Below are 2,540 nucleotides of genomic sequence, written 5' to 3'. Positions count from 1 at the left end.
AAACGCAACATCCTCGGCCAACTGATCGAAAAACAAAGCCGCAAAGTCTCCGGCCGCAACGGACAAAGCAAAGACGAAGGCATCAGCCGCACCCGTTTCGACTACGACCCGATTACCGGCAACCTGACCAAAGCCCGCAACCACCACAGCAGCGTCGAACTCGCCTACGACGAACTCGATCGCCTCATCGGCGAAACCACCGTCCACAACGGCCAAAGCGCCACCGTAGGCTACCGATACGACCCGTTGGGCAACCGCATCCGCACCATCCTGCCCGACGGCCGCCATATCGATTACCTGTACTACGGCAGCGGACACCTGCACCAAATCAGCCTCGACGGCGAAGTCATAACCGACATCGAACGCGACAAACTGCACCGCGAAATCCAAAGGACGCAGGGCAGCATCAGCAGCCTGTACGACTACGACCCCATGGGTCGTCTGAAAAGCCAGCGTACCGTCTGGAGTGGCACACCAACACCCCGCGGCAAACAAAACCCGCTGGCCGGCGGCGCCGTCAACCGCCGCTACGCCTACGACAAAGCCGGCAACCTGATCCAAAGCGCCGACCAAAGAAGCGGTGTCCTTAATTACGTTTACGACAAAATCGGACGCATTCAAGAAGCCCGCAACAGCCAAACCGGCCGCAGCGAAACCTTCGCCTTCGACCCCGCACACAACATCCTTTCCGACAAAGCGGCCGAAGGGAAGGGCAGCAACATTAGCAGCGGCAACCGCCTCAAAGAATACAACGGCATCGAATACACCTACGACGCATTGGGCAACCTGATCTACCGCCAGCTGCCTAATGGCGAAAACCAATATTACCAATACGATTTAGAAAACCAACTCGTCCGCGCCGAAATCAAAAAGCCTGCCGGCAATACCGAGATTTGGACATACGCCTACGACCCGTTTGGCAGACGCTTCTCCAAAGAACGCCAAGACAAACTCGCCTGGACGAGCACCGAACCGAAACGCACCCACTTCGTCTGGGACGGCAGCCGCCTGTTGCAGGAGTACACCTACAAAGGCAGCTACACCTATATCTATACCGACCAAGACAGCTACGAACCGCTGGCGCAAATCTTTGACAACGCCAAAGACGGCAAACAATACATCGCCTATTTCCACACCGACCAAGTCGGCATCCCGCGCGAGATGACCGACATCCACGGCAACCTCTTATGGTACGGCGAATACACCGCCTGGGGTCGTCTGAAAAAGGATGAGCGGGTTTACAAGAATGCGCACCAGCCGTTCAGACTGCAAAACCAGTATTATGATGAAGAGACCGGGCTGCATTACAACCTGATGCGGTATTACGAGGCGGAGACGGGGCGGTTTGTGAACCAGGACCCGATTGGGTTGTTTGGTGGAGATAATTTATATTCATTTGGTAATCAAGTATTGGATTTTATCGATCCACTTGGTTTAAAAATTTATGGCCATAGAAAAAACGGAACATTTAGGAAAAAACCTGGACCGAAATCCAAGAAGAAAAGCGCGGGTAAAGGGGAGTGTATCCAAAATAAAAAAGATGGTGATGCTCGCGAAGCCTTACATAAAAAAGACTTAGATGCCCAATATGGAGCTGACCGTATATTGAGTCAGAAACACTTGAGAAATAAAAAGGGCGAAATTGTTAGAGATCCCGTAACGGGTGAGTCTCGTAAGCTTGATTTTGTTATAAAAGGAGCTGGTAAAAAAGGTGGTGGACTTGCTCAAGAAATTACTAGCAAGACTGCTTCAAAAAGGAGTCAACTTGCAAAAGAAGAAAGGATTAGAGATGCAGGTGGCGTATATGTCAGAGATGGTAAAAGCTTAGTTCATGTTGACGGAATATCCGAAATTATTCGATTACCTTAGGAGATTATCATGGATATAACACTATTTAATTTTCGGACATTTTGGGAAGCAAATGCTGATGAAGATTATCGTGAAGATACTATCAGAATGTCTATTGCACTTATGACGTTTCTCAAAAACAATAACTTACTTGTTGATATTGACCCATTTAATGAGGATGGCTCTATCAAAGAAGATTTGATCATCCGAAAATCCAATGTAACCGATGAAGGATTCCAATTATTTGTTAAACCAGTAAATAATTGGTGGAATGCTTTGGATAGGGGAACTCCTCCCGAGAAAGTTACTATTTTGGAGAATGGATTGAAAAAAATTCGTGCTGCGAAAAAGTAATTTTATATTTTCAGACGGCCTCAATATCTCTTTTGAGGCCGTCTGAAACATTCGTTCTTTAAAAATTTCTCATTCACGCATTGGGCAACCTGATCTACCGCCAGCTGCCCAATGGCGAAAACCAGTATTACCAATACGACCTAGAAAACCAACTCGTCCGCGCCGAAATCAAAAAGTCCGCCGGCAATACCGAGATTTGGACATACGCCTACGACCTGTTTGGACGACGCCTTTCCAAAGAACGCCAAGACAAACTCGCCTGGACGAGTACCGAACCGAAACGCACCCACTTCGTCTGGGACGGCAGCCGCCTGTTGCAGGAGTACACCTACAAAGGC

General features: G+C 49.0%; 1 protein-coding gene and 2 pseudogenes. All 3 read left to right on the top strand.

Annotation, left to right across the window (positions count from 1 at the left end; translation table 11 throughout):
- Window positions 1-501 precede the first annotated feature (501 nt).
- Window positions 502-1,437, top strand: a pseudogene (locus tag HMPREF1051_RS15520) (RHS repeat-associated core domain-containing protein); the annotation flags it as partial.
- Between the two features lie 441 nt (window positions 1,438-1,878).
- On the top strand, window positions 1,879-2,202 hold the full coding sequence (locus HMPREF1051_RS11320; RefSeq protein WP_036493136.1) for a hypothetical protein: 324 nt from the start codon (window positions 1,879-1,881) through the stop codon (window positions 2,200-2,202).
- A 74-nt stretch (window positions 2,203-2,276) separates the two neighbouring features.
- A pseudogene (locus HMPREF1051_RS11315) lies at window positions 2,277-2,540 on the top strand (type IV secretion protein Rhs); the annotation flags it as partial.

This window comes from Neisseria sicca VK64 (assembly GCF_000260655.1).
GTDB lineage: Bacteria > Pseudomonadota > Gammaproteobacteria > Burkholderiales > Neisseriaceae > Neisseria > Neisseria sicca_B.
Note: the sequence above shows the minus strand (reverse complement) of the source record. Positions and strands in the feature narration are given on the sequence as shown.

Coding starts and splice junctions, on each gene's coding strand:
- HMPREF1051_RS11320 (WP_036493136.1), top strand. CDS start 1,879: ATGGATATAACACTATTTAATTTTCGGACATTTTGGGAAGCAAATGCT.